The organism is Devosia nitrariae (assembly GCF_030160115.1).
GTDB lineage: Bacteria > Pseudomonadota > Alphaproteobacteria > Rhizobiales > Devosiaceae > Devosia > Devosia nitrariae.
The window spans coordinates 691,006-713,914 of sequence record NZ_BSNS01000007.1 but is presented as its reverse complement, the minus strand read 5'-3'; the positions used below and the strand labels follow the sequence as shown (position 1 = coordinate 713,914).

Annotated in this window: 21 protein-coding genes and 1 pseudogene; 9 read left to right on the top strand and 13 right to left on the bottom strand. The window is 64.3% G+C overall.

Annotation, left to right across the window (positions count from 1 at the left end):
* Positions 1-148 precede the first annotated feature (148 nt).
* From QQK18_RS08800 to QQK18_RS08780, 5 genes and pseudogenes are all read right to left on the bottom strand, one after another.
* Positions 149-1,249: a Gfo/Idh/MocA family protein gene (locus QQK18_RS08800; RefSeq protein ID WP_284339936.1), complete on the bottom strand. Its 1,101-nt coding sequence runs from the start codon at positions 1,247-1,249 to the stop codon at positions 149-151.
* Positions 1,246-2,265: a Gfo/Idh/MocA family protein gene (locus tag QQK18_RS08795; protein ID WP_284339935.1), complete on the bottom strand. Its 1,020-nt coding sequence runs from the start codon at positions 2,263-2,265 to the stop codon at positions 1,246-1,248. The genes QQK18_RS08800 and QQK18_RS08795 overlap by 4 nt, the downstream gene beginning before the upstream one ends.
* A gap of 1 nt (position 2,266) precedes the next feature.
* On the bottom strand, positions 2,267-3,040 hold the full coding sequence (locus QQK18_RS08790) for a carbohydrate ABC transporter permease (protein WP_284340005.1): 774 nt from the start codon (positions 3,038-3,040) through the stop codon (positions 2,267-2,269).
* 100 nt (positions 3,041-3,140) lie between these two features.
* A pseudogene (locus QQK18_RS08785) lies at positions 3,141-4,004 on the bottom strand (carbohydrate ABC transporter permease); the annotation flags it as partial.
* 91 nt (positions 4,005-4,095) lie between these two features.
* Positions 4,096-5,385, bottom strand: coding sequence for an ABC transporter substrate-binding protein (locus tag QQK18_RS08780; protein ID WP_284339934.1), 1,290 nt, complete (start codon positions 5,383-5,385; stop codon positions 4,096-4,098).
* Positions 5,386-5,853: 468 nt separating this feature from the next.
* Here QQK18_RS08780 and QQK18_RS08775 point away from each other — a divergent pair, with 468 nt between their 5' ends.
* Positions 5,854-6,777 (top strand): LysR family transcriptional regulator, encoded by a 924-nt coding sequence (locus QQK18_RS08775; protein WP_284339933.1) that lies wholly within the window; start codon positions 5,854-5,856, stop codon positions 6,775-6,777.
* A gap of 124 nt (positions 6,778-6,901) precedes the next feature.
* Here QQK18_RS08775 and QQK18_RS08770 read toward each other — a convergent pair whose 3' ends face one another.
* The 4 genes from QQK18_RS08770 to QQK18_RS08755 form a co-directional block, all read right to left on the bottom strand.
* Positions 6,902-7,597 (bottom strand): TetR/AcrR family transcriptional regulator, encoded by a 696-nt coding sequence (locus QQK18_RS08770; protein WP_284339932.1) that lies wholly within the window; start codon positions 7,595-7,597, stop codon positions 6,902-6,904.
* The gene (locus QQK18_RS08765) at positions 7,548-9,071 is read right to left on the bottom strand and encodes a tripartite tricarboxylate transporter permease (RefSeq protein ID WP_284339931.1); all 1,524 of its coding nucleotides are present in this window, start codon (positions 9,069-9,071) and stop codon (positions 7,548-7,550) included. Before QQK18_RS08765 ends, QQK18_RS08770 begins: the two co-directional genes overlap by 50 nt.
* Positions 9,072-9,087: 16 nt before the next feature.
* Positions 9,088-9,648 (bottom strand): tripartite tricarboxylate transporter TctB family protein, encoded by a 561-nt coding sequence (locus QQK18_RS08760; protein WP_284339930.1) that lies wholly within the window; start codon positions 9,646-9,648, stop codon positions 9,088-9,090.
* A gap of 62 nt (positions 9,649-9,710) precedes the next feature.
* Positions 9,711-10,754 (bottom strand): Bug family tripartite tricarboxylate transporter substrate binding protein, encoded by a 1,044-nt coding sequence (locus tag QQK18_RS08755; RefSeq protein WP_284339929.1) that lies wholly within the window; start codon positions 10,752-10,754, stop codon positions 9,711-9,713.
* A 236-nt stretch (positions 10,755-10,990) separates the two neighbouring features.
* Here QQK18_RS08755 and QQK18_RS08750 point away from each other — a divergent pair, with 236 nt between their 5' ends.
* Entirely contained in the window at positions 10,991-11,731 is a 741-nt protein-coding gene (locus tag QQK18_RS08750; protein ID WP_284339928.1) for a sulfite exporter TauE/SafE family protein, read from the top strand.
* On the opposite strand, the gene maiA is transcribed toward QQK18_RS08750, so the two are convergent.
* Entirely contained in the window at positions 11,728-12,357 is a 630-nt protein-coding gene (gene maiA, locus QQK18_RS08745; protein ID WP_284339927.1) for a maleylacetoacetate isomerase, read from the bottom strand. The two genes, QQK18_RS08750 and maiA, sit on opposite strands and share 4 nt — an antisense overlap.
* A gap of 151 nt (positions 12,358-12,508) precedes the next feature.
* Between maiA and QQK18_RS08740 the strand changes: the two genes are divergently transcribed.
* The 3 genes from QQK18_RS08740 (at position 12,509) to QQK18_RS08730 (ending at position 15,809) form a co-directional block, all read left to right on the top strand.
* Positions 12,509-13,660 (top strand): Gfo/Idh/MocA family protein, encoded by a 1,152-nt coding sequence (locus tag QQK18_RS08740; protein WP_284339926.1) that lies wholly within the window; start codon positions 12,509-12,511, stop codon positions 13,658-13,660.
* 155 nt (positions 13,661-13,815) lie between these two features.
* Positions 13,816-14,985 carry a dihydrodipicolinate synthase family protein gene (locus tag QQK18_RS08735; RefSeq protein ID WP_284339925.1) on the top strand — a complete coding sequence of 390 codons (1,170 nt, stop codon included), beginning with the start codon at positions 13,816-13,818 and terminating at the stop codon, positions 14,983-14,985.
* Positions 14,982-15,809: a sugar phosphate isomerase/epimerase family protein gene (locus QQK18_RS08730; protein ID WP_284339924.1), complete on the top strand. Its 828-nt coding sequence runs from the start codon at positions 14,982-14,984 to the stop codon at positions 15,807-15,809. Before QQK18_RS08735 ends, QQK18_RS08730 begins: the two co-directional genes overlap by 4 nt.
* Before the next feature lie 143 nt (positions 15,810-15,952).
* On the opposite strand, the gene QQK18_RS08725 is transcribed toward QQK18_RS08730, so the two are convergent.
* Genes QQK18_RS08725 through QQK18_RS08715 form a run of 3 tightly spaced genes read right to left on the bottom strand, consistent with a single transcriptional unit; the run spans position 15,953 to position 18,200 of the window.
* A complete protein-coding gene (locus tag QQK18_RS08725; protein ID WP_284339922.1) occupies positions 15,953-17,026 on the bottom strand; it encodes a D-TA family PLP-dependent enzyme in 1,074 nt (357 codons plus the stop codon).
* Positions 17,027-17,031: 5 nt separating this feature from the next.
* A complete protein-coding gene (locus QQK18_RS08720; RefSeq protein ID WP_284339921.1) occupies positions 17,032-17,811 on the bottom strand; it encodes an SDR family oxidoreductase in 780 nt (259 codons plus the stop codon).
* On the bottom strand, positions 17,808-18,200 hold the full coding sequence (locus tag QQK18_RS08715; RefSeq protein ID WP_284339920.1) for a RidA family protein: 393 nt from the start codon (positions 18,198-18,200) through the stop codon (positions 17,808-17,810). The genes QQK18_RS08720 and QQK18_RS08715 overlap by 4 nt, the downstream gene beginning before the upstream one ends.
* Before the next feature lie 203 nt (positions 18,201-18,403).
* On the opposite strand from QQK18_RS08715, the gene QQK18_RS08710 reads away from it, so the two are divergent.
* The 4 genes from QQK18_RS08710 (at position 18,404) to QQK18_RS08695 (ending at position 22,715) form a co-directional block, all read left to right on the top strand.
* A complete protein-coding gene (locus QQK18_RS08710; protein WP_284339919.1) occupies positions 18,404-19,870 on the top strand; it encodes a M81 family metallopeptidase in 1,467 nt (488 codons plus the stop codon).
* Between the two features lie 83 nt (positions 19,871-19,953).
* The gene (locus tag QQK18_RS08705; protein ID WP_284339918.1) at positions 19,954-21,150 is read left to right on the top strand and encodes a class I SAM-dependent RNA methyltransferase; all 1,197 of its coding nucleotides are present in this window, start codon (positions 19,954-19,956) and stop codon (positions 21,148-21,150) included.
* Between the two features lie 178 nt (positions 21,151-21,328).
* Entirely contained in the window at positions 21,329-22,042 is a 714-nt protein-coding gene (gene deoD, locus QQK18_RS08700) for a purine-nucleoside phosphorylase (protein ID WP_284339917.1), read from the top strand.
* Positions 22,043-22,091: 49 nt separating this feature from the next.
* On the top strand, positions 22,092-22,715 hold the full coding sequence (locus QQK18_RS08695; RefSeq protein WP_284339916.1) for a hypothetical protein: 624 nt from the start codon (positions 22,092-22,094) through the stop codon (positions 22,713-22,715).
* Positions 22,716-22,909 lie beyond the last annotated feature (194 nt).

The following is a 22,909-nucleotide window of genomic DNA, read 5'->3' as shown; positions in this document are numbered from 1 at the left end:
GGCGCCGTCCTCGCGGCGGCGCCAGTCCTTGTCGTTATACTGCGTGTTCAGAGCGCGAAGCGACTTGATTGCAGCAAATCGCGCGCTCCGTCTTTTGCCGTCGCGGGACTCTTCGCGAAAAACCGGTTCCCACTTTTCGCATCCCGCTCTAAATCGCTGCGAACTCGGCCGGCACCCAGCTCCTGTAGCGCGGATGCTCGGGTCCGATCGGCAGTTGCACATCCTCATGGGTCACCGAGGAGTGGTAGAATGCGGTCACCAGCTCCAGGGCGCGGCGCGAATCGGCGCTGGTGACCGGCAGCGGCGCCCTGCCGGTCAGGGCATTGTGGAACCGGGCCATCTGGGTGGTGAAGCGTGACGGCACGTGCTGCCAGTTCTCGAGGAGCGCGGCGATCTTCTCGGCCGTCTCGGGCGAGCGCGGCAGGATCTTCCACGGCTTGGCGCCGGGATTGTAGGGGGCGTGGTCGCTTTCGAACGAGACGTTCTCGAAGGCAAGGCGGATGCGGGTGATCTCGTCGGCCGAGCCCAGCGTTGCCGTGAAGCTGCCGAGTGCGCCGTTCTCGAGCTCAAGGCTCGCGGTCACGCAGTCCTCGACCTCGATGGCGTTGACGCGGGTCGCCACGCGCCCGAAGAGGCGTTTGATGTCCCCCATGAGGTAGGTGAAGAGGTCGTGCTGGTGGATGGCATGCGTCATCAGCACGCCGCCGAGTTCGGTCTTCCATTTGCCACGCCAAGGCACGGCGTAGTAGTCCGGCCCGCGCGTCCACAGCGTCTCGACCGTGCCGACATAGGGCTTGCCGGCAATTCCGGCGTCAATGATCGCCTTGGCCTGCTCAACACCGTCGCCGAAGCGGTACTGGAAGACGGGCATCAGCATGCCCCTGGAGACCTTCTCCTCTTGCCTGACGGCATCAACCTCGGCCAGCGAGCCCACAAGTGGTTTCTCGCAGACGACGTGCTTGCCGGCCTTGAGAGCTGCCATCACCATCGCGTAGTGCAGGCCCGGCGGGGTGCAGATGTCGATGATGTCGATGTCGTCCATCGTCAAAAGGTCGTCGAAATTGGTTATCCGCCGCTCGACGCCGAACTCGTCGGCAACGGCGGTCATGCGCTCGACATTGAGATCGCAGAGGGCCTTGACCTCGAACTTGTCGGCGTTGGGCTGGTAGCCCTCGACGATGTGGCTGCGCCCGATGCCGCAGCCGACGATGGCGACGGCAAAGCGCCGGCTGGAGGATACCGCGTTCATTGCTGCCACTCCGTGCCGGTCTCGGCCATCTGCTGGGCGGTCAGCGCCAGCTCCATTGCCTTGTAGCAGCGCGCCTGCGGCATTGCCGTCTGCGTGCGGTCGCGCACGTCGGCCAGGAACTGCCGGCCGAAGGGCAGCTCGACGCCGGAGCAATCGATATGGCGGGGCGCGTCCTTGTTGACGAGGAAGAGATGGTCGGTGCCCGGCCGGCCGGCGATGTCGATATATTTGCGCAATTCGATATAGCCCTCGGTGCCGAGGATGAGGAGGCGGCCGTCGCCCCAGGTCGGCAGTCCTTCGGGGGTGAACCAGTCGACACGGATGTAGCCGGTCGTCCTGTCGGTCTTCAGATGCACATCGCCGACATCCTGCAGGCCGGGCCGGTCGGGATTGGCGCGATTGGCAACGCTGGCCGAGAGGATCTCGCCATCGAGCGCGTCGGAAAAGAACAGGAACTGCTCGAACTGGTGGCTGGCGATGTCGCAGAGGATGCCGCCATAGCGGTTGCGGTCGAAGAACCAGTCCGGCCGCTGGTTGTTGCGGATGGCGTGGGGGCCGAGGCCGACGGTCTGGATCACCTCGCCGATGGCACCCTGGGCGATGAGATTGCCGGCCTCGACGGTCGCGGGCACTTCGAAGTGCTCGGAATAAAGCACAGAATAGATGCGGCTCGTCTCGGCCTGTACGCGCTTGATTTCTGCGAGCTCGGCAAGGTTCACCATGCCGGGCTTGTCGGAAAGCACGTCCTTGCCGTGGCGCATGGCGGCCACCGAAATTTCGGCGCGATCGCCGGGGATGGCAGCAGTGGCGACGATGGCGATGGACTCGTCCTCGAGGATCTCGCGCCGATCGGCGACGCGCCGCGCTTCGGGGAATTTGGCCGAGAAAGCGCTGGCCAGGTCGTCCTCAGGCGCGAAGAAGGCTACAAAATCTGCCCCCGCGCGCTTCAGGCACTCCACCTGCCCATAGATATGGCTGTGGTTGATGCCGATGGCGGCGAATTTCAAGTCGGACATATCAGCGTTTCATACCCGTGGTTGCGATGCCTTCGATCAGCAATCGCTGGAAGAAGAGGAAGAAGAGGAAGACCGGGACGATGGTCAACACCGACATGGCCAGCATGCCGCCGAAGTCGGATTCGCCGGTCGAATCGACGAACGTGCGCAGTCCCAGCTGCACGGTATATTGACGCATTTCATTGAGGTAGATGAGGGGTCCGAGAAAATCGTCCCAAGTCCAGATGAAGGTGAAGATCGCCGCCGTCGCCAGCACCGGCAGGGACAGCGGCATCATCACCTTCCAGTAGATGCGCCAGGCTGAGCAGCCGTCCATCATGGCCGCCTCGTCGAGCTCGCGCGGGATGCCGCGGAAGAATTGCACCATCAGGAAGATGAAGAAGGCGTCGGAGGCCAGGAACTTCGGCACGATCAGCGGCAGGAAGGTGTTGACCCATCCAAGGTTGAGGAACAGCACGTATTGGGGGATGAGGGTGACGTGATAGGGCAGCATCAGCGTCATCAGCATCAGCGCGAACCAGAAATTGCGGCCGCGGAACTTGAGTCGTGCGAAGGCGAAGGCGGTCATCGAGCAGGCAAGGACGTTGCCGGCAACGCAAAGGATGGCAATGACGAAGGAATTGAGGAAGAAGGTACCGAAGGAGACGCGCAGACCGTTCCAGCCACGGATATAGGAGTCGATGCTGAACGAGGATGGCCAGAGGCTCGAGGAGGAGAAGATCTCGTTCTCGGGCCGGAAGGTCGAGGCCAGCATCCACAGCAGGGGGTAGAGCATCAGGATCGATGCTCCAACCAGCAGCACGTGCGAGACGACGGAAATGATGTGCCGGCGGGTGCGGGACGTCTCGGTGCCAACGACCGTCAGGGTCTGGACGTCAGTCGTCATAGTGCACCCAGTATTTCGAGGTCAGGAACGAGAAGGCGGTGAAGGCGGCGATCATGACCAGGAGGAACCAGGCCAACGCCGAGGCATAGCCCATGCGGAAGAAGCCGAAGGCCTCTTGGTAGAGATAGAGCGTATAAAAGAGCGTCGAGTTGATCGGTTGGCCGGTACCGCCGGAAATGACGAAGGCCGGGGTGAAGCTCTTGAAGGCCTCGATGGTCTGGACGATGGCGTTGAAGAAGACCACAGGCGTCAGCAACGGCAGGGTGATCTTCCAGAACTGGCGCCATTTGCTGGCGCCGTCGAGAGAGGCAGCCTCGTACATGTCCTGCGGGATCTGACGAAGCCCGGCGAGGAAGATGATCATGGGTGAGCCGAACTGCCAGATCGACAGGATGATCAGCGTCCAGAGCGAGTAGCGCGGATTTGAGATCCAGCTTGGGCCGTCGATGCCGAAATTGGCGAGGAACTGGTTGACGAGGCCGTCGCCGGAAAACAGCTGGCGCCAGAGAATGGCGATGGCGACGCTCGCCCCGATCAGCGAGGGCAGGTAGAAGATCGCGCGATAGAGCGGCAGGCCCTTCAAGCCCCGGTTGAGCAGCATGGCGACGCCCAGCGCGAAGGCGAGCTTCAAGGGCACCGAGAAGAGCACGAAGAAGAAGGTGACGCGCATGGCGGCGGCGAATTTGGGATCGGCCGTGAACATGCGCACATAGTTCGACGCACCGATCCAATCGGGTGTGGTCAAGAGGTCGAAATTGGTGAACGAGAGATAGAGCGAGGTCAGCATCGGCCCGACGGTCAGGCCAAAAAAGCCGATGAACCAGGGCAGAAGAAAGAGGTAGCCGGGCCCATCCTGCTGCCAGATACGGGCCCAGACTCCCTGTGTGCCAACCGCGCGCCCCGCGGCCGAAACTCCGGTCTCCATGGAGCGCGCGGTCATCTTATCAGGCCCCGGTCAGAAGGGCGGTTGCCTCGGTAACGAACGCCTTGCCGCCGTCTTCGGGCGAACGGGCACCGAACGCGACTTCCTGGCCGATGACGCGCAGGACCGAGGCGTCGATCTCGCCGGCCTTCGGGGGCGGGGGCGGGGGCAACGGGCCGAGCAGGTCGCCGAGATTGGCCACGAAATTGAGGGCGATCTGGCTCTTCTCGTCGAGCGTGGGGGCAAGCCCCTCACGCACAGCCGCCGAGCAGGGGATACCGCGCTCGACGCCGAGGACCTGGGCTGCGTCCGGATCGTTGACGAAGAACGAGATGAACTCGGCCGCTGCCTGGGCGTTGGCCTCGTCGCCGCCGACCGAGAAGAACATCGACGGCTTGCGATAATGGCCGCCGCCGGCACCGGGCTCAATGCGCGGATAGTTGGTGATGGTCAGCGAATCCTGGCTCAGCGACTGGTAGGCGACGAGCTGATTGGAGTTCGAGGGCATGGTGGCCGACTTGCCCATGATCACCATGGTCGATTCCATGGCGCCGGTGTCGAGCGCCTGGTCCTCGGCGGAAACGCACACGCCCGCCTCGCGCAGCCCCTGCCACATGCGGAACCATTCGACCATCTCCTCTTCGCCAAAGCCGAGCTGACCGTCGGCGGTATAGAGGGAAAGGCCTTGCTGGCGCAGCCAGTTGTCGAGCATGGGTTCGGTATAGGAGCCGTCGGAAATAGCCTTGATACCGCCGCGGATATTGGCGGAATTGAAGGCCTCGCCCATGGCCATGTAGTCGTCATAGGTCGAGTCGCGATTAGGCGGCGCGACACCGACTTCCTCGAAGGCGGTCTCGTTGACCAACACTGCAACGGAGTTGGCGCCGAGGCTGATGCCGAAGAGCTGACCGCCGACCTTGCCGCCTTCGAGTTGGTCCTGATCGAAGTCACCCAGCTGAAGGGGCCCACCCACGAACTGGTCGAGCGGCCGGATGGCGCCGCGCGTCGCGTATTCGACGATGTAGCGGTAGTCCATCTGGATGATGTTGGGTGCGTTGCCGCCCGCCACCTGGGTGGCAAGCTTCGTCCAGTAGTCGTTCCAAGCGAGGAACTCGCCGTCGATCTGGGCGCCGCCGCCCTCGGCATAGAGGTCGGCGACCTTGTAGGTGCGGTCGGCGCGGTCCTGCCCGCCCCAGAAGATCAGGCGCAGGTTGTTGCCCTGCGCGAAGGCCGGGCGCAGGCCTGCGGCGCCTGCCGCGATGAGGGCCGAAGAGCCCATGAGAAAATGACGTCGGTCGAGACGAATGGTCATGTGTATCCTCCCAATGTCAGGTCCTGCGGGCACATGCCGGCCCGGGGAACCGTGTCGGCGACCTCCCTGTCGCCAAAATAACCAACCAGTTACTCAGTAGGCCTAGTGCGGCACGCCGCTCTGCCCAGCCTAAATAACCAGCTGGTTACAAATCTGTTGCAGCGGTGGGTTGCTGTCAAGCCTTTCTTGTATGGAAGACTGCAGGAGCCGGACGCTGCTTCCACATTCTTGTCAACCTATCCCTTGCAGCGCAACAGGCCTTGGCCAACGAGGTCGTGAATGCTGTGCTCGGGATTTCACCGTGCACGGTCGAGGGTATCAACTACCTCCTCAAATGGCGACCGCGTGTGCGGCGCTCGGAACGCGGCCACGGCGGAGCGCGACGCAATGATCATGCACAATCTTCCATACATGACAAAATACGAAATTGCGCCGATACTATAGATGTCATCTATAGGAGGTACGGCGATGGACAAGCTGCTGCAGCAATTCCTGGCGATCGCGGAGGCGGGCAGCATCAGCGCGGCGACGGGGGCGCTGCACGTCACGCAGCCGACGCTGACCTTCAACATGCGCAAGCTGGAGGAGAATCTGGGCGTGCCGCTGTTTGCGCGCTCCTCTCGCGGCATGCGGCTGACGCCCTATGGTGAAACGCTCTACGAGAATGCACGACTGATGCAGCGCCTCTACGACAACACGCTGACGGCCATCGAGGACCAAAGGCTGCGCAATGAGCGCGGCATCAGCCTCGGCTGCGGATACTCGTGGTGGACGCTGTTCATCCGCGACCTGGTGATCGACTATCAGAAAGAGTACCCGAACGCGCCGATACAGGTCAGCCTCGGCAACCAGCTGCGGTGCATGGACCAGCTGCTGTCCGGCGACATTTCGCTATTCATCGCCCATGAGATCGAGGGGCTGAGTAGCGGAGTTGGTACGGATTTCATTCCTCTCAGCCAGGTGCACAACGCCTATTTCGTGCGCGCGGAGCATCCACTGCTCGGAAGACCCTGCACGCTCAAGGAGATCGAGGCCTATCCGGCGGTGACCAGCTCTCCGCCCGAAAGTCGGCACCAGCGCTTCTTCGACGTGTCGCGGCGAAGGCAGCGGGTGGAGACGGTGTTCGACAGGGTGGGCTTCGGCTTCGGCTCGAATTCGATGGCTGCTTGCATCGATTATGTATGCGCGACCGACGCGGTGCTGCGGCATACGCATCTGATGGGCCCGGCCTTTACCGAACATGGTCTGCGCGAGGTCGAGCAGAGGGAGACTCCGCGCAATGTGACCATGGGCGTTTATGTTCTGGCCGAACGGCGGCGGGAGGAGCGTGTCGCCGATCTTCTCGCGCGTGTGGTCGAGGCAGGCCGCGCAGCGTTGCCGCCACTCGCCTAGAGCACGTCCCGTTCCGATTGAATCGGAACGGGAGCTCTAACTTATTGAATTGGTGCGTTTTCGAACCGCAAAAGTGGTATCCATCCCGGATCAAGTCCGGGACAGGCTTTTTGGTGAAAACGCTCTAGCGCGGCTTAGTGCGTAGATAGTCGAGAACCATGGCGACAGCCTGGGCCTCCCGCTCCTGGACCATTGAGACGCTGGCGAGGTCCTTCTCGAAGATGACCGAGAGGGTCGCCATGTTGGAGACGTAGAAATAGCCGAGGCCCGCGATGGAGATGTAGAGCTGGATGGGATCGACATCACGGCGGAAGACGCCGGCCTCGTGCCCGCGCTCGAGGATGGTGCGGATCTGGCCGACGAGCGGGGAATGCAGCGCCGGGATGTCGGGCAGCATCTTGAGGAAGCGGGCGTTCTCGACATTCTCGGTCGACAACAGCTTGGTGAACCAGGGGTTGGCGAGGAAATGCCGGAAGGTGAAGCGCACCAGCCGGTCCATGGCCTCGATAGGGTCGAACTGATCCAAACTCAGTGCCCGCTCGCCGCGGCGGATTTCCTGATAGGCGTCGAGGAGCACGGCGGAGTAGAGCTCCTCCTTGTTGCCGAAATAGTGGTAGAGCAGGCGCTTGTTGGCACCGGCCCGCTCGGCGATGGCGTCGACCCGCGCCCCCTCGAATCCGCGATCGGCAAACTCAACCCGCCCGGCCGCGAGGATCGCCGCCTTGGTTTTCGCCGAGTTACGCGCGCGCTTGGGCGCCGCCTGAGCGGCGCTACGCGGGGCTGCCGCCCGCTCTATCGCGGGTGAAGAGGGCTCTGACACGCTTTGATACCGCCGGAATGGACATGAGGATGGTCGAAACGATGATCAGGCAGATAACAGCGCTGATCGGACGGGTAAAGAACGGGGTCGGATCGCCGTTGGTCAGCAGCAGGCCGCGCCGCAGGTTGAGATCGAGCAGGTCGCCGAGGATGATACCGAGGACCAGGGGCGCCATGGGATACTTCATCTCGCGCAGGATGAAGCCAACCATGCCGAAGGTGAGCATCACATAGACGTCGAACATGCGCTGGGTAATGGCGAAGGATCCAACGACGCAGAGCACATAGACCACGGCCATCAGCCGTTCGCGCGGCACCGCCAGCACGGTCAGGAGCGGGCGCGTCAGCGACAGGCCGAAGACCAGGATGGCGAGCGTCGAAAAGAGCAGGATGGCGACGATCTGGTAGAGGAACTGAGGGTTCTCGACCATGAGCAAGGGCCCCGGCCGGATGCCGTGAATGAACATGGCGGCGATCAGCACCGCGGCGGCGGCGGAACCGGGCAGGGCCAGGGTCAGGGTTGGTATCATGGCGCCAGGCACCACCGCCGAATTGCCTGTTTCGGCAGCGATCAGGCCTTCCTGGCTGCCCTTGCCGAACTGGTCGGCCTCTTTGCTCGAGCGCTTGGCGGCGGCATAGGAGGCCCAGGCGCCGACGTCTTCCCCGACGCCCGGTACGATGCCGACGAAGGTGCCGATGATGCCGGAGCGCAGGGTCGTCCGCCAGTATTTGACCACTTCTCCGAGACGCGGGACGACGCGGTCCGCCGAGGAAACGATGCGGGCGTGGACGGTGCGCTTCATGACGCCGAGGATCTCGGCAAGCCCGAAGGCGCCGACCATGGCCGGGATGAGGTCGACGCCGCCGCCGAGGGCCGAAATGCCGAAGGTGAAGCGTTGGTAGGCGTGGAGCGTTTCCATACCCACCATGGCCACGAGCAGCCCAACGATACCGGCAATGTAGCCCTTGAGCGGATCGTCCATGGCGGTCAACTGCCCGGAGATGACGACACCGAAGAGCGCCAGCCAGAAGAACTCGTAAGAGCCGAACTTGAGCGCGGCTTCGGCAAGCAGCGGGGCGATGAGCGCCAGCGCGACGATGCCGACGATGGTGCCGAGCGTCGATGAGGTGGTGGCGAGGCCCATGGCAAGTCCGGCCTTGCCCTGGAGCGCAAGGGGGTGGCCATCGAGAGTGGTTGCCGCGCTCGCGGGCGTGCCGGGAATGGCCAGAAGGATTGCCGTGCGGCTACCGCCATAGATGGCGCCGGAATAGAGGCACATCAGGCAGAGGATCGCCTGGTCGGGCGGCATCTTATAGGTGAGGGTGACGAGGAGCGCCACGCCCATGGTGGCGGTCAACCCCGGCAGAGCTCCGATCACGATGCCCAGAAGTGTCGCCCAGGCAATGTTGAAGAGCGAGACCGGGGTGAGGAAGTGGGCGATGCCGCCGGCGAGGAGGCCGAGACCTTCGAACATAGGATAGGCTCTCCGATCAGGGCAGGCGCACGAGGAAGGCGCGCTCGAACACGAGGGTGACGGCAGCAGCCGTGACAACCGCCAGGCCCATGGCCCAAGGCAGGCTCGTGCGCCACGATTTCCTCGGCTCGGCGAGCCAGACCTCGAAGACGAGGACGAACGCGAAGACGAAAACTGCGGTCGCTGCCCAGAAGGGCAGGGTCCCAACGAGACCGAGGGTATACACAAGGGCAAGTGCCGCAACGACCAGCGCACGCACGGCCTCGCGCGAGAGGACCGCCTCGCGCAGGCTCTGCCAGCCGCCGGGTGCGGGGGCGCGGACCGACCGCCAGGCGAGGATGCCGCCGCAGACCACGAGCGCAAAACTCAACAGTCCCGGCACCAGTCCGGGCACGGTCATCGGGTGGATGCGCCGCACCTCGAGCCGCGGCATCGTCCAGGACGCGTAGAGGATGGCGGCGCCGAGGACGATGAAGACGATGGCGGCAACGAGGTCGGCGCGCACCATGGCGCCTGCCGCCCGGTCGTCGCCGGGTTGCGGCAACGCAGCATCGGCTCCGCCGGTCTCTTGGCTCATGGAAGTTTCCGATATCCTGGTCGGGCGCTGCCGAGGCGAATGCGCCGGCAGCGTCCGAAATGTTAGTTGCCGCCGGTTTCGGTGCGGGTCTCGCAGTCGATGCCGATGGTCGATGGATCGTTGACCGCCTCGCCGCGCTCGAGAGCCGAGCAGGCTTCGAGGATCACGACGGGCATGGCAAGTGCGCGGGCCTCCTCGCCATAGGACGGGGCGAAGACCGCGCCGAAGTTCTCGGCGTAAGCCTTGAGCTCGGGGGCGTTCATCACCTTCTCTTCCCAAATCCTGTCGACGGTTGCCAGCACTTCGGGCGGCGCGTCGGCCGGAATGAAGATGCCGAAATAGTCGGGCGCCAGCGGCATGTCGGGCAGCCATTGCGTGATCGGTGGGATCGGGTCGACGCCTTCGAGCACCAGCGGCTCGTCGGAGAGAACTGCCAACGGCCGCAGCCGCCCGCCACGGATCAGTTCCGTCTGCTCCACGGCCAGCTGGGTGGTGACCATCGCCTCGCCCGAGGCCGTGGCGATGGCGGCAGGCCCACCGCCGTCATAGGTGACCATGTTGTATTCAAAGCCCCCACCCGCGTCGCTCAGCGCCGCGATGGCCGTGCCGCCCGAGGAGGTGATGCCGGCCGTCGCCACAGCGATGCCGCGCCCGCCTTCGGACTGGAAGGCTTCGAGAAGCTGGCCGAAATCGGTGAACTGGCTATCGGCCGGCACGCTCACCACAGGCACGTTGGCGACGGACAGGTAGATATGCCAGTCGTCGATGTCGGTGCCCTCAAGCAGGCCCGTTACCGAATAAGTGGCGTTGTTGGCGATGGCGTTGGCCGTCCAGGTGTAGCCATCATGTGGGGCATTGAGCACTTCCTGGGTGCCGATGGCGCCCGAGGCGCCGGGCTGGTTGACGACGACGATCTCGACACCGAGCTCCTCGGCGATGAGCGGCGCGGTGACGCGGGTCACCTGATCGGTCGAGCCGCCCGCGCCCCAGGGCACGATGAGGTTGATCGGCCGGTCGGGCTGCCACTCCTGGGCGGTGGCGCCCAAAGTTGCGACCAACAGCGCCGGCGCGGCAGCGGACAGCATCCATCGCGATGAACGGAACATTGTTTCCTCCCAAGCATCTTTATTCGGGCCGATCCTAGCCAGGCCCTTGCCGGCAGACTGATCCGCAAGGGCAACGCTGTCAACAGGCAAGTAACCAGATGGTGCAGAGCTGAGGGTGGGAAATTGCGAGCAGTTGCAGCGGAGGGGACGGTCGCGCGACGCGTAAAGAACCGCTCGGGTAACCGGCCGGCGCAGTATATAAGCTTGCCGGCACTGGCTTCGGAGCGATCGCGCGAATGGATATTTCGAGCTATTTCATCATGGGTTTGGCGCTGGCGGCGGGCGCTGTGGTCAAAGGCGCGACGGGTATGGGGCTGCCGCTGGTCGCGCTCCCCGTACTGACGGCGGTATTCGGGCTGACGCATGCGGTGGGGCTGATGGTCATTCCGCTCATTGTCACCAATGCCTGGCAGACGTGGCGTTTCCGCAGCGAGGCCCGCTCGGATCGGATGACGTTCCTGCCGCTGTTTCTCGTTGCGGGCGTCGGCGGCATCCTCGTCGGGGTGTGGCTGCTGACGACCCTGCCCGAGCGCGTGCTGGTCACGAGCCTCGGCGGCATCCTCATCGCCTACGTGATGCTGCGGCTGTTCAAACCGCACCTGTCGCTGTCATTGGCGACGGCGAGGCGCTTCGGGCCGCTAGCGGGGGCCGGCGGCGGCGTATTGCAAGGCGCGACAGGCATTTCGGCGCCCATCGGCGTCACCTTCATCCATTCGATGAGCCTCGAGCGCGATGCCCATGTGTTCGCGGTCTCGGCGATGTTCCTCACCTATTCAGCCGCACAGTTGCCGTCCATGTGGCTGGCCGGCGCCATGCGGCCGGAATGGCTGCTGCAGGGCGTGCTGGCGCTGGTGCCGATCCTCATCTTCATGCCCATCGGCCAGGCGATCGCAGGTAAGCTCAGCCGGAAAGCCTTTGACCGGCTTATCCTCACCTTCCTCGGCGTGATCGGTCTCAAGATGGTAGTGGGGCTTTAAGCGGGGAAATCGGGCTGGCTTTCGGGCGCGGCGCGACGAAAGGGCACGAGATCCCGGCATTGGCCATCCAGCTCCCGCAGCAGCGGATAAGGCGAGAGGTCGCAGTCGAAGCGGCGGGCGTTGCGCATGGCGGGCACGAGGCAGGCTTCCGCCAAACCCGGGGTGTCGGAATAGGCGAACCGCGTTGCGTGGTCGCGCCGTTTCAGCAGCGCTTCGAGCGTCTCCAAAGCCAACTTCGCCCAATGCCGATACCATTCGGCAAGAACCGCATCGCCTGCCCCCAGCTCCTCAGCAAGGTAACGCCGCACGCGATTGACCGTAACCGGGTGCAGGTCGGCCGCGATGACAGCGGCAAAGGCGCGGGCGCCGGCGCGTGCGAAGGGCGCGGCGGGGAGGATTGACGGATCGGGATAGAGCTCCTCGAGGAGCTCGATGATCGCGAGCGATTGGGTCACGACGTGCCCGTCGATCTCGAGCGCCGGCATCAGAAGCTGCGGATTGATGCACCGATAGTCGGCGCCCGAGAGGGAAGGAATGGCGACGTAGTCGTAGGCGAGACTCTTGAGTTCAAGGACGATGCGCACGCGCTCGCCGGCTGAGTTCTGGTAGCGGGTGTGCAGGCGCATGGCACTTCTCCTCGTAGATGCTGCCAACATCGGCGGTCTGAAGCCAAATATGCAAGTGAGACCACGCCAGCCCGCTTGACGCCGCCCGCCGCCTTCGGCTACGTAAGTAACCAATCAGTTACACCGCAAGCGGCTTGGGAGGATTTGTCTGATGGCGGAACAACGGCTCGGCCTCATCATGCACGGGGTCACCGGGCGTATGGGTTACAACCAGCACCTGGTGCGCTCGATCCTGGCGATCCGCGACCAGGGCGGTATCGCGCTTGCCAATGGCGACAGGCTGGTGGTCGATCCGATCATCGTCGGGCGGGACGCCGACAAGATCGAGCGTCTGGCCAAGAAGCACGACATCAAGCGCTGGACGACCGATCTCGACAAGGCGCTCGCCAATGCGGACGACACGGTGTTCTTCGATGCCGGCACCACCCTGATGCGCGCTTCGCTCATCGAGAAGGCGATCGACGCCGGCAAGGCCGTCTACTGCGAAAAGCCGATCTCGGACGATCTCGACGTCGCCGTCGCGCTCGCAAGGAAGGCCAAGGCTTCGGGCGTCAAGCACGGTGTGGTGCAGGACAAGTTGTTCCTGCCCGGGCTCATGAAGCTCAAGATGCTGCGGGACTCAGGCTTCTTCGGCAAGATGCTTTCGGTCAGGGGCGAGTTCGGCTACTGGGTGTTCGAGGGCGACTGGCAGAAGGCGCAGCGTCCCTCCTGGAACTACCGCAAGGGCGACGGCGGCGGCATCATCCTCGACATGCTCTGTCACTGGCGCTACGTGCTCGACAACCTTTTCGGCGAGGTCAAGGCGGTCTCCTGCCTCGGGGCGACGCATATTCCCGAGCGTGTCGATGAACAGGGCAACCGCTTCACGGCCGACACGGACGATGCGGCCTATGCCACCTTCGAGCTCGAAGGCGGGGTGGTCGCCCAGATCAATTCGAGCTGGACGACGCGGGTGCGCCGTGACGATCTCGTCACCTTCCATGTCGACGGCACGCATGGCTCGGCTGTCGCGGGCCTGCACAAATGCTTCACCCAGCATCGGGTCAACACGCCCAAGCCCGTGTGGAACCCCGACCAGCCGCAGACGATGAACTTCTTTGCCGATTGGGAAGAGGTTCCGGATAACTGGCCGGCCGAGAACGGCTTCAAGGCGCAGTGGGAAATGTTCCTTCGCCACGTCGCCGAGGACGCGCCGTGGAACTATGGTCTCGACGCCGGGGCCAAGGGTGTGCAGCTCGCCGAACTCGGCCTCAAGAGCTGGGCCGAGCGGCGCTGGCTCGACGTGCCCAAACTGGAGATCTGAGCGGGGGCCGGAAGGCCCCTCACCTAGGCCTATTGGGGCCGACCGCTCCCCACAGGGAGAGGTGACCAAGACAAGTCATTGTGCCCACTTCACCTCTCCCGTGGGGGAGAGGTCGGCGCGCAGCGCCGGGTGAGGGGGCCTTCTGGAGGCGCACCATGCCGACCATCAACCTGCCCAATCCCGACCGCACCGTGACGCCCTATGCCCTGGCCGGTGAGCCGATCCCCTTCGTCCGGTTCAAGGCGAGCGATTTTCCGCGCATCGCCTATGCGGCGGCCCATGTCGTTGCCGATCCGCTGGCCAACAACGATCCGTGGCTGACCCCGGCCATCGACTGGGACAAGACCCTGGCCTTCCGCCACCGGCTCTGGGACCTCGGGCTCGGCGTTGCCGAAGCCATGGACACCGCACAGCGGGGTATGGGGCTGACCTGGCTCGAGGCCAAGGAGCTGATCCGCCAAGCGCAGGCGGAGGCGAAGACCCGTGACGACGCCCTCATCGCCTATGGTGCGGGCACCGACCACCTGATGCCTGGGCCGGACGTCACGCTCGAGGCGATCATCAAGGCCTATGAGGAGCAGGTTGGCTTCGTCGAGGGCGAGGGCGGGCGCGTCATCCTGATGGCGAGCCGGGCGCTGGCGGCCGCCGCCAACAGCCCCGACGATTACGCGACGGTCTATCACCGCATCCTTTCCCAGGTCAGGGAGCCGGTCATCATCCACTGGCTTGGCGAGATGTTCGATCCGGCGCTCGCGGGCTATTGGGGTCGCGAAACGCACGAGGCGGCCATGGATGTCTGCCTCGACGTCATCGAAGCACATGCCGACAAGGTCGACGGCATCAAGATTTCGCTCTTGTCCAAGGAGAAGGAGATCTCGATGCGCCGGCGGCTGCCGCAGAGCGTCAAGATGTATACCGGCGACGACTTCAACTATGCCGAGCTCATCGCCGGCGACGAGGCCGGCTACTCGCATGCGCTGCTCGGCATCTTCGATGCCATCGCGCCGGCCGCTTCGGCCGGGCTCGCGGCGCTCGGAAAGGGCAACAACAACGAGTTCTTCGATCTTCTCGAGCCGACCGTGCCCTTGAGTCGCCATATCTTTGCGGCGCCGACCCGGTTCTACAAGACAGGGGTGGTATTCCTTGCCTATCTCAATGGGCTGCAGGACCACTTCGCCATGATCGGTGGGCAGCAGTCGACCCGGTCGCTCCAGCACCTCAGCGAACTTTTCCGGCTGGCCGACAAGGCGCGGGTGCTGGCCGACCCGGAGCTGGCGGTTACGCGGATGAGGGATGTCCTCGCTGTACACGGGGTTGCCGCATGAGCGCCGACACCGTGATCTCGCTCAACCTTGCCACCACCCGCGAAGTCTGGGGGTTTGCCGAAGCGGTCGACGGGTGCCTCAAGGCCGGCATCACCGCCATCTCGCCCTGGCGAGACCAGATCGCCGCCATCGGCCTCGATGAGGCGGCGCGGATCGTCAAGGAGAACAAGCTGCAGGTCACGGGCGTGTGCCGCGGTGGCATGTTCCCGGCCGAAACGGCCGAGGGTCGGCAGAAAGCCATCGACGACAACCACCGCGCCATCGACGAAGCAGCGGCACTCAATGCCGATTGCTTGGTGCTGGTCGTCGGCGGCCTGCCGGGGTCATCGAAAGACATCGCCGGTGCGCGCCAGATGGTCACCGAAGGCATCGCCGCAATGCTGCCGCACGCCAAGGCCTCGGGCGTCAAAATCGCCATCGAGCCGCTGCACCCGATGTACGCGGCGGACCGGGCGTGTGTGAACACCATCGACCAGGCGCTCGACATCTGCGAAACGCTGGGCGAAACGGTTGGCGTTGCCATCGACGTCTATCACGTCTGGTGGGACCCTTACCTTGCCCGCGCCATCGCCCGCGCCGGCCGCATGAAGCGGATCTTTGCCCACCACATCTGCGACTGGCTGGTGCCGACCACCGACATGCTGCTCGACCGCGGCATGATGGGCGACGGGGTCATCGACCTCAAGGGCATCCGCGCCATGATCGAGGCCGCCGGCTTCGATGGGCCGCAGGAAGTCGAGATCTTCTCCAAGGACAATTGGTGGAAGCGGCCGGGCGACGAGGTGCTGGCCGTCATCAAAGAGCGGGTGGCAACCGTCTGCTAGGTGCGCCGATATTCAGGTGATGCCGGTCTGCAAATGGTCATTTCCTGCGCTTCCGATGCTCACGTACCCAAGATACGCTGCGCTTCGGTTCTCGGAAACGACCATTTTCGCCTCGGCCTGACCTGAATCTCGACACACCTAGACTAGTCCACGCGCCCGCGGGCAGCGACTGGCACCGTCTCCACCACGTCCTCGCCCTGCGTCAGGTTCACCACGTCGAAGAGGTTGGAGACCACGCAGCAGTGGTTGGGGACTATCCGCAGCTTCTCGCCGATCGCGGGCTTCCTGGTCGAAACCGAGAGGTCGATGGTGCCGTGCTCTTCACTCAGTGAAGTGATGACTGCTTCCGGATAGCCGAGGACGCGGCCGTAGCCGGTCAGCCCCAGCGTGTCGCTGGTCAGGGCCTTGGAGCCGGCATCAATGATGGCGCGATTTTCGGTTGGACGTGAAACGACGGTCGTGACGACCGTCAGCGCGCAATCGTCGAACGTCGCGACGCCCTTCTCCACCTGGTAGCGGTCCATATAGATATAGGTGCCGGGCCGGTGCTCGGTAGCCACCACGGCCTCATGGGCGTGCCAGAGGTCGGGCGTTCCGCCGTTGGAAATGATGCGTGGCGATAGGCCCGCTGCAGTCAGCAGCGCCTTGCCCTGCGCCAGCCATCGCGCCGCTTCGGCGTATTGGCCGGCTGCCGGATAGGTCATCAGGCCGGCGAATGACAGGCCTGGCGAGCCGTCGATGAGCTTTGCCAGCTCCAGCGCCGCCTGCGGGCTCTGCACCCCGCAGCGGCCCATGCCGGTGTCGCATTCGACCATCACCTCGAGAGGCTTTTGCGCACCGGCAAAAGTCGCCGAAAGGCCGGCAACCGTCTCGGGGCTGTCAGCGGTCGCGCGGATGGTGACGCGTCGGTGGAGCGCCGCGAGGCGCTTGAGCTTGGCTTCGCCGAGGATGTTGTAAGGCAGGAAGATGTCGGTGATACCGGCATCGGCCATCACCTCGGCCTCGCCCAGCTTTTGCACGGTGATGCCGACCGCGCCGAGTTCGATCTGGCGCCTGGCAAAGCGCGGGAGCTTGTGGGTCTTGATATGGGGCCTCAGCTTCACCCCGTGCGCATCCGCATAGTCCTGCGTCCGCTTGAGATTGGCCTCGACCTTGTCGAGATCGATGAGCACGGCCGGTGTCTCGATGTCGGAAATGTTCACAGCGTTAACATCCATAGCGTTCAGTTCTCTTGCGTCAGCAAGTCGCTGACGAACCGCATATATCCGGCGGTCAAGCCGGCATCGACCGCAAGCGTCGTGCCGGTGATGCCCGAGGAGGCGTCCGAAGCAAAGAAGATCACGGCGTTGGCCACTTCCTGCGGGCTGACCAGGCGTCCGAGCGGATAGTGCGGCAGGACCTTGTCGAGGAGCGTCGGGTTCTTTTCGAGGCGGTGGTCCCACGCTGGGGTTCTGACCGAGCCCGGGCAGACGACATTGGCGCGCACCCCACGGTGGCCGCGCTCGAGGGCGATGGCCCGGGCATAGGCGATGAGCCCGGCTTTGGCGGCCGAATAGGCCGGATTGCCGAAGTGAGCGAGGCCGTTGACCGAGGCGATGAAGACGACGCTTCCCGCCCCGCGCGCGGCCATGGCCTCGATGATCGGGGCGGCGACCGCATAGGCCCCGTTGAGGTTGATGGCGAGTTCGGACTCCCAGACCGCCATATCGACCTGTTCAATAGTCTCGGCGCGAGTGAAGCCGGCGTTGGAAACGAGGATGTCGGGAGCGCCGTGGGCGGCGAGGTGGTCGCGGACGGCCATCTGGGTCGCGGCGGTATCGGACAGGTCGCAGACGACCCGGCTGGCAAGATCGAGCCCATCGAGCATCGCCGCTTCCCGATCGGCGCCGACGACCGCTGCGCCCGCCTCCCGGCAGGCCGAGACGAGGGCCCGCCCGATGCCGCCGCCCGCGCCGGTGATCAGCGCCGTCTTGCCCTCTAGGCTGAACGGGGCCGCGGTCATTGGCCGTCCGGGGCCTTATAGGCGACGCACTCGATCTCGACCTTGCAGTCCACCATCATGTGGCTCTGCACGCAGGCGCGCGCCGGTGGATGCTCGCCGAAATAGCTCTTGTAGACGCCGTTGAAGCTCCAGAAGTCGCGTGGATCGTCGAGCCAGACGCCGCAGCGCACCACATGCTCGAGCCCGTAGCCGGCTTCCTCGAGGATGGCGATGACGTTCTTTATAGTGAGGTGCGTCTCCTCGACGATCGAGCCCTTGACGATCTCGCCGTCCTTCATCGCCACCTGTCCCGAGACATAAAGCCAGCCGTCGGCCTGAACGGCGCGGGCGAAGGGTAGGGACTGGCCACCGGCACCGGCCTTCTCGGCGCCATAGCGAATGATCGACATCTCGCGACTCCCGATTGAAAATGTAAGCGAATTTCTTGCACGTAGCAGTTTAGGGGATTTTGACGGCGTGACCTCGGCGAAAATGCCCATTTTCTGTAAATTTCTTACGTGAAAGCGCCGGTGCGACCATGCTAGGTTGCCCGGACGCCGTGTGCTGTCCTCTCCCACGCCGCGGCCCGGCCACCTCTTAGGGATTGCCTGCCTTGCGTCTTTTTACCGCCGCCCTTGCCACCGAGACCAATACCTTTTCGCCCATCTGCATCGACCGCAAGGCATTCGAGGCGTCCCTCTATGCCCCGCCCGGCATGCATCCGGCAACGCCGACTCTTTGTTCGGCGCCGATCACCGTAGGGCGGAAAGTGGCAGCCGAGAAGGGCTGGACGCTGATCGAGGGTACGGCGGCCTGGGCCGATCCCGCCGGCCTCGTGAACCGGCAGACTTATGAGGAGCTGCGCGACGAGATCCTCGGCCAGCTGAGGCAAGCGCTGCCGGTCGACGGCGTGGTGCTCGGTCTCCATGGCGCGATGGTTGCTGCCGGCTACGACGATGCAGAAGGCGACTTTCTTTCGCGCGTACGCGAGATGGTGGGGCCCGACGTGCTCGTCTGCGCCGAGCTCGATCCGCACAGCCACATGACGGCCAAACGCGCGGCAGCGGCAGACTTTTTCACCGTCTTCAAGGAATTCCCCCATACCGACTTCGTCGAGCGCGCCGAGGACCTCTGGCGCATCGCCGCCATGCATCTCGAGGGGCGGGCAAGGCCGGTAATGAGCATCTTCGATTGCCGCATGATCGATGTCTTCCCGACCTCGCGCGATCCAATGCGCGCCTTCGTCGACCGGCTCTATGCCCTCGAGAAATCGGAGCCCGGCGTACTGTCGATCTCGGTCATCCACGGCTTCATGGCCGGCGACGTGCCGGAAATGGGGACCAAGGTGGTGGTGGTCACCGACAACGACGCGCACAAGGGCGAGGCTCTCGCCGAGACGTTGGGGCGCGAGCTGTTTTCTTTGCGCGGCACCTTCATGATGCCGCAACTCGACGAGAAGCAGGCCGTGGCCAGGGCGCTCTCGGCCGAGAAGGGGCCGGTGGTCATCACCGACATGTGGGATAATCCGGGGGGCGGCACGGCGGGCGATGCGACAGTCGTCCTCGGCGAGCTCATCGCCCAAGGCGCTGAAGGCGTCGCCGTCGGTACCATCTGGGATCCGGTGGCCGTGCAGATCTGCTTTTCGGCCGGTGAGGGCGCTGAGATCCCCTTGCGCTTCGGCGCCAAGTCAGCCCCGTTCACCGGCGACCCGATCGACAAGCAGGTGCGGGTTGAAAAGCTTGAACGCAACGCCGAGCAGCGCTTCGGGGACGCGCGGGTGCCGATGGGCGATTGCGCGCTCATCAGCTTCGACGGGATCGAAGTGATCCTCAACTCGACCCGTGCGCAGACCTGGGACCATTCGGTGTTCGGCGCGATGGGGATCGATCCGCGAGACAAGAAGATCCTGCTCATCAAGTCGACCAACCACTTCTACGATTCCTTTATCAGGATCGCCTCCGAGATCGTCTACTGCTCGGCCGGCCGGCCCTATCCCAACGATCCCAAGACCACGCCCTATCGCAAGGCGCGGCGCGATATCTGGCCGATGGTCGAGGATCCGTGGAAGGGTAGTGAATAGCGAATAGGGAGTAGCGAATAGAGGAAGTTCGAGACAGGACGTGCTATTGGGGCCTTCCCCTATTCGCTATTCGCTTCTTCCCCATGCCCCTGACCACCACCATCACCGGCCTTGGCCACAAGGGCGAAGGCATTGCCGAGATCGACGGCCGGCGCGTGTTCGTGCCGTTTGCGCTCGCGGGCGAGAGGGTCGCCATCGCCATCGAGGGCGAGCGGGCAGTGCTTGTCGAGGTGGTCGAAGCAAGTACCGACCGGGGTGAACCGTTCTGTGCGCATTTCGGCACATGCGGCGGCTGCCAGCTTCAGCACCTCGCCCGGCCAGCTTATGAGGCGTTCAAGATCGGTCTCATCGAGACGCCCCTTCGCCATCAGGGCCTCGATGCGGTAGTTCATCGTTTCATCGATGCAGTGGGAGCGGGCCGCCGCCGGGCGACGCTGCATGCGCGGCGCGAGGGCGCCGGGTACATGCGCATGCGCAGCCACGAGGTCGCCGACATCGAACGCTGTCCGATCCTGGTGCCGGCCCTCGCCCGGGCGCCGGAGATCGCGCGGGCCGTCGAGGCAGGGGTGGGGGAGGCGGATGTGGCGTTCACTGCGACGCTGGCCGGGATCGACGTTGGCGTGCGCACCGAGCGGCGACGAGCCGCTGGCGACAAGCTCATCCCGCTGCTGGGTCGGTTCGGCCTAGCCCGGCTTTCGCTCAACAGCGAGCTCGTGGTGCAGGCCGCGCCGCCGCGCGTTGCGATGGGCCGCGCCGATGTCGAGCTGCCGATCGGCAGCTTCCTGCAGGCGACGGAGGCGGCCGAGAGGGCGCTCGCCGATTACGTTTGCGCGGCGGTCGGCAAGGCGAAAATCGTCGCCGATCTCTTCTGCGGCGTCGGCCCCTTCACACTGCGGCTTGCCGAAACGGCGCGGGTTCTGGCCCACGACAGCGACCGGGCGGGCATCGCTGCGCTCGACAAGTCCGCCCGCCATGCCTCAGGCCTCAAGCAGGTCACGGCCAAGGCGCGCGACCTCTTCCGCGATCCGCTGACCCGCTTCGAGCTCGCCGGCTTCGACTGTGTCGTCCTAGATCCGCCGCGGGCCGGCGCCGAGGCGCAGGTGCGCGAGATTGCAGCCTCGAAGCTCAGGAATGTGGTGATGGTCTCGTGCGATCCGCGCACCTTCGCCCGGGATGCGAGGCTTCTCGCCGATTCTGGCTTTGCGCTGGAAGACCTCGTGGCCGTCGATCAGTTCGCCTGGTCGACCCATGTCGAGATCGCCGCCACGTTCCGGCGCTAGGGCGCAGTGCGATTCGATAGAATCAAAATTGCGCTCTAGCTTCTCGTTGTCGCGGGATTGTCGCGAAAGACCGGTTCCCACTATTTCGCATCCCGCTTAGCGGTCGCGTAAGCCTCTGGACACCCCGCACCCCTTACGGCAGGTTCGGCGGAATTTTTCCGACTGACCAGGAGCGCCCATGACCCCGCACAACCAAGCCCAGCCGGGCGACTATGCCGAAGCCGTGCTGCTGCCGGGTGATCCCCTACGCGCCAAATGGATCGCCGAGACATTCCTCGCCGACGCAAGACAGGTCAATGGCGTGCGCAACTGCCTCGGCTTTACCGGCAGCTACAAGGGCAAGCGGGTTTCGGTGCAGGCGACCGGCATGGGCCAGCCCTCGCTCTCGATCTATGTGCACGAGCTCATCAACAGTTATGGGGTCAAGACCCTGCTCCGCGTCGGTACCTGCGGAGGCCTCAACGCCAAGGTCAAGGTGCGCGATGTGATCCTCGCCCAGGCGGCGTCCACGGACAGCGCCATCGTCAAGGATAGGTTCGGACCCTACAACTTCGCGCCGATTGCCGATTTCGGCCTGCTGCGCAAGGCGGCCGAGAAGGCCGAAGCGGCCGGGCTCAAGGTGCATGCGGGCAACATGCTCTCGTCCGACATCTTCTATCACCGCGAGCCCGGTCTTGAAGGCTACGGTCTGTTGCCCGACCATGGCGTCATCGGGGTCGAGATGGAAGCGGCCGCACTCTATACGCTGGCGGCCCGCTTCGGCGTTCGGGCGCTCGCCGTCTGCACCATGACCGACTGCCTCATCACCGGCGAACAGATCGATGCCGATGCCCGGCAGACATCCCTGAAGGACATGGTGACGCTGGCGCTCGAGGTTGCCATCGAAGGGTAGGACGCCTATCTCAGCCGCACCCGCAGCCTTCCAGCAGGACCAGTTTGCCATGACCGTTCTCGACCGTCTTGCCGGTGCCCTCGAGCGACGCGATGAGGGTCCGAACCTGGCGCTTGCCGAAGAGGTGGCGGCCAAGGAGGACAAGGCGGCGATCACGGAACTGGTGGGTGTGCTGCGCACCGGCGACAAGCGACAGCGTAGCGATGCCCTCAAGGTCCTCTACGAGGTCGGCGAGAGAAAGCCCAACCTCATCGCGCCCTATACGCAGGTCTTCCTCGACCTCCTTGCCAGCCACACCAACCGCCAGGTGTGGGGGGCCATGCAGGCGCTTGAGGCAATCACCGAGCAGCGGCCTGAGACGATCCTCAAGGAACTGCCCAGGATCATCGCGGCAGCCGATAAGGGCTCGGTCATCGCCAACGACAGCTGCACGGCTATCCTTGTCAAGCTGGCGGCCAAGGGCCATGCCGACGAGACAGTGCCGATCCTGGTCGAACGACTGAAGAAGGCAGCGCCCAACCAGTTCCCCACCTATGCCGAGGAAACGGCAAGCGTGCTCACCGAGGAGGCCAAGCCAGGATTCCTCGCCGTTCTCAAGTCGCGGATCGGCGCGGTTACGCAGCGCGCCAAACGCGAGCGCATTGAACGGTTGATGCGCAAGATGGGCGGGTAAAGCGCGTGTTGGTCTGACGGAATCGGAGCGACGGTCGTTCCAGTTTCTGGATCTGTTGGGTTTTCGAACCGCAAAAGTGGTGTCCAACTTTTGCTAAAGACGCTGCAGCTGCTTCACGCAAACGTCAGAACGGCCCTGCCTGCCCGGCTTTGCTCCGCCTATTTCTTGCCGGCTTCGCCATGTTAACCTCCCGG